Annotated in this window: 1 pseudogene; it reads right to left on the reverse strand. The window is 51.4% G+C overall.

The features are described 5' to 3' along the window. Positions 1–3,962: pseudogene (locus GZ212_RS15995) on the reverse strand (chromophore lyase); the annotation flags it as partial.

Below are 3,962 nucleotides of genomic sequence, written 5' to 3' on the forward strand. Positions count from 1 at the left end.
TTGGTCTGGAAGAACTGGTTCATCTGTGGTGATATGGCATACATGATAACGCCCGTACCACCAGTGGCATTGATGACAATGGAACCGTCGCTGCTTCCAAAACATGTGACATCGTTGACCTCAAAAGTGGCCTCCAACGGATTCTGGGGTTCCGTAATCGTGATGTTGGCAGTGGTTGCCAGACAGTCACCACTCTCTACCTGTACCACATAAGTACCTGCCAAAAGTTCGGTAAATACACCCGGGGTGTTCTGCACCGCGTTGATGGTGTTCCCAGAGGTATCCTGTAAGGTGTAGACATAGTCGCCCAGACCGCCCTGTGCACTTGCCACGATGGCTCCGGTATTGTCACCGGCACAGTTGATGGTCGGGTTTGTTGATTCCAGATTGACAATTAGATCTGGTAGTTCTTCAATGGTAATCTCATTGGTCACCCCAGTGGTACACCCGTTGGCATCCTGTACATAGAACTGGTGTGTTCCAGGAGACACAGAGAAGGTTACCGATGTGTTAAAGGTTCCCAGGGAGGTCCCGTTCGGAGTCGAGCTATAAGTGTATGGCGGCGTTCCACCGGTAGCACTCAAGGTCAGCTGCGCCTCGTTCAAACAAGTTGCCGTACTTTCCGTTACCAGGGCGGCATCCAGGATCTCTGGTTGGTCAATGACGATCTGCCCCGATACGAACTCACAGTTGTATCCATCGGTCACGGTCACGGTATAGGTACCTGCCCCTAGGTTTGCAAATACATTGGAAGTCTGCGGCCCCGAGGAACTTGCCGTTGGAGCGGTCATGTTCAAGGTATAGGTATAGTTTGATCCCTGTCCTCCCGTTACGTTCTCCACTGTTATGGAAGCATTTTGGTCACCAAAACAATCCAGCATGGTGGCACTTGGGGTCATGGTAGCAGCAATGGGCTCTGGTTCAGATAGCACCACATCCACTGATGCGATACACCCTCCGGCATCCATGACGTTTACGGTGTAGCTTCCCGCAGATAGTTCCGTAAAGTTATTGTTGGTCGAGTATGCAACAGTTGCATCCCCGGTAAGTTCATATTGGTAATCTCCCCAACCGCCATTGGCCATTACGTTAATGGTTCCGTTTGTATTGTCACAGGTCACATCCGAAGTGATATCTGCCACAAGGTCCAGGGCCTCGGTAGGCGAGCTGATGACCACAGTGGATGTGGTACTACAGAACGGACTTTCGGTCTCGATGATCTCTACGGTAAAGGTTCCTGCTGTCATTCCGGTAACCGTTATCGGGTTGGTGGATGTATTGGCTGCCACTGCACCGGTCACAGAGATACCGTTGGTATCGAATACCTCATAGGTATAGCTTCCCGAGTATCCGCTTACATTGATGTCAAATGCACCTGAACTGTCCCCGTAACAGGTCACGGCAGTAGGTACGGTCGTAAATGACGGAGGCGTAGCGGCCGGTAATGATATGCTCACTTCCTCAGAACATCCTGTATCGGTATCGGTAATGTTGATGGTATACATTCCTGCCGGAACTCCAGAAAACACATTTCCAGATAAACTTATTGAGCCAGAGCTAGGTGTTATGGCATACGTAAAGTTGCCAGAACCTCCAGTACCGGTTACGGTAATCACGCCGTCATCGTTGTTACATGATGGTAGGGCAGTAGCTTCCGGTGTCAAACCAAGAGGCGCCTCGATGGTCACGGACACTAAGTTTCCACAGCCGTTGGCATCCTGTACCTCCACGGTATGGGTTCCAGAATATAGGTTGGAAATGGTAAACGGCGTACTTTGTGTCTGGAAGGCCCCACCGTTGATACTGAAACTGTATGGCGCTACACCCGCAGTAGGCATGGTGACCTCAATTTCAAACCCACCTTCGGCAGTTGTACACGGATTGGTGGCCACGGCATCCACTATCGGGGCTGGATCAGAGATCATATCAACAGGAACGGTAACGATACATCCATAGGCATCCATGGTGTGCACGTAATATGTTCCGGCATCCACGTTAAAGGTACTGGTGGAAGCCCAAGCACTGTCCGAAGCATCCGGGGCCGCAGGGGTGGTGGTTATCTGGTATAGGTATGGTGCCGTTCCATCATGTGCGATGGCACTGATCACTCCCGAATTGGGGTTACAGTTGGCATTTTGGTCCACAGAGGCCGTTAAGGTCAACGGGATCTCTGATTGTGTGATATTGAAAGGGATGGTAACAATGCTACATCCTGCGTTTGGTCCGGTATTCTCGGTGATAAGGACATAGTAGTTGCCAAAAGGCAGTGGTCCCAGATCGGTGATGGTGGTAGACCCGTTTGAAGGAACAGATCCAGAACCGGTCACACCGGTAGATTCCAGTGACAGGGTATCGAACACCTCATAGGATATATCGATACCAGTACCATAGACACTGTTGATGGTAAAGGTTACGTTCCCATCGTCACTACCGGAACACGTAATGTTGTTTGCCGTAACAGCCGTGGCCGTTAAGGATGAGTTGGTAGGTATGGGAGTCGTAGCAGGCTCGAAGTAGCTACAGTTGGTCGATTCGTCATATACAATAAAGGTATAGCTTACCCCCGGGGTCAATCCCGTAAAGGTTGCCGACTGGCTACCGGGCGCATCTTCAGGTATCCATGACCCGGTAGGGTTTGGATATTCTGATATAGGTCCTTGGTAGATACTGAAGTAAAAAGGTCCGGCACTACTTAGGGTAGATCCCACACTTACCACGGCAGTCCCACCAGTGGAACAGTCCACGGTAGATGCTACGGTAATGTCAAGATCGGTGGGAGGCGATGCTACCAATACGTCCTGGACCAGAACGGAACATCCGTTGGCATCGATGACGTTGATCTGGTAAAGTCCGAAGTCCACCACATCAAAGCTCACGGAAGTGGATCCCGTGGCATTAAGCTCGGAGTTTTCATAACCGTTGGTACCAGTTACGAAATAGTTGTAGGGAGCGGTTCCACCGGTAACACCATCTACAATAATAGATCCCTGTGATACTCCGGTACTCGTACATGTAATGTCCACGGCATGGTAGGTCACGTCAATAGGGTCCGGCTGATCGATAACGATGGTGTCGGTACCGGTACATGAGTTGGCATCGGTCACGGTCACGGTATAGGATCCGGCTGGCAAGCTGGAAGTCTGTGTTCCGTAATCGGTTCCGGTGGTATCGTTGAATACGTTGATTGTAAATGGCGGGGTTCCCAGGGTATCATCAATGGTGATCTCCATGGCGCCATTGGTATCCCCGTTACAAAGTATTGGGGCTGTCTGTGCTATCAGGCTGATGGCCGGAGGCGTAATGGGGTTGATGGTATGTTCTGGCGAGGTAGCGGTACAACCGTTGGCATCGGTGATCTGGAACTGGTAGGTCCCTGCTGTAGATGCACTATAGGTAAAGGTCGTTCCGGTTGCGCCAAGATCCGTAAAGGCACCACCGTTAATGGACACGGCATAGGTGTAGGGCGCTGAGCTACCTGTTATGGTACCCGTAATGATGGCATCTGGGTTGGCCGTACAGTCCAGGTCCTTGGTAAGCACGGTGCTCAAGGAAATGGTAGGTAGGGGATCGATGGTCATGGTCTCGCTGTATGTACACTCATTGGCATCCATCACCTGGAAGGTGTAGGTTCCCGGAGCCAGGTCTGGGAACGTATTGGATGTCTGGTATGGGGTAGCTGCCGAAGCAGGTGCTATGATCTGGTACTGTAGCTCGCCGCTTCCTCCGGTGACACTTGTAATGGTCACATCGGATGAATTTGCAGGACAGGTAATGGCCGTCATATCAAACTCCATATCGGTAGGCGGGTCCAGGGCATCGATGGTGATGCTTCCCACTGCCAGGGAACATCCACTGGCATCCTGTACGGTGATGGTGTAGGTTCCGGCCGTAAGGCCCGTAAAGGTATTGCCGGACTGGAAGTTGGTCCCGTCGATACTGTATGAATAGGGAGGCGTACCACC

It is taken from the genome of Mangrovimonas sp. CR14 (assembly GCF_011764015.1).
Classification (GTDB): domain Bacteria; phylum Bacteroidota; class Bacteroidia; order Flavobacteriales; family Flavobacteriaceae; genus Mangrovimonas; species Mangrovimonas futianensis.